The organism is Micromonospora sp. NPDC049679, assembly GCF_040659735.1.
In the GTDB taxonomy this organism is placed as follows: Bacteria; Actinomycetota; Actinomycetes; order Mycobacteriales; family Micromonosporaceae; genus Micromonospora_I.
In genome coordinates this window covers 1-397 of record NZ_JBFANZ010000082.1, presented here as the reverse complement: position 1 = coordinate 397, position 397 = coordinate 1, and the positions used below count along the sequence as shown (strand labels likewise).

General features: G+C 68.0%; 1 rRNA gene and 1 pseudogene. Both read right to left on the bottom strand.

Annotated elements, in window-relative coordinates:
* A pseudogene (locus AB0J06_RS26200) lies at positions 1–222 on the bottom strand (RNA helicase); the annotation flags it as partial.
* Positions 223–310: 88 nt separating this feature from the next.
* Positions 311–397, bottom strand: a 5S ribosomal RNA gene (rrf, locus tag AB0J06_RS26195); the annotation flags it as partial.

Sequence of the window (397 nt, the reverse complement as noted above, 5' to 3'; positions counted from 1 at the left end):
ACGGGGAGCACCACCGCGGTAACCACCCTCACGGGGAGCACCACCGCGAGAATCGGGGCGATCGGTGCGCTGTCCGCCGGAGTAGCCACCCCGGTCCCCCTGCCGGGAGTCGCGGTCGCTCCCGTACGACGGCCGGTCACTCCGCTGGTTGCGGTCGCCCTGCCGATTGGGCCGCTCGTCATCGCGGCGGGAGCGGTCTCCGCCCTGCCCTGCTGGGTTCACGGGTACATCCTTCCTGATGGCGCCATGTAGTTGGGCGCAAAGCAGTTGAGGGCCTACCCCGGATGGGGTGGCCCTCAACTGAATGTTTGTCCGGCGGTGTCCTACTCTCCCACACCCTCCCGGGTGCAGTACCATCGGCGCTGGAGGGCTTAGCTTCCGGGTTCGGAATGTTACC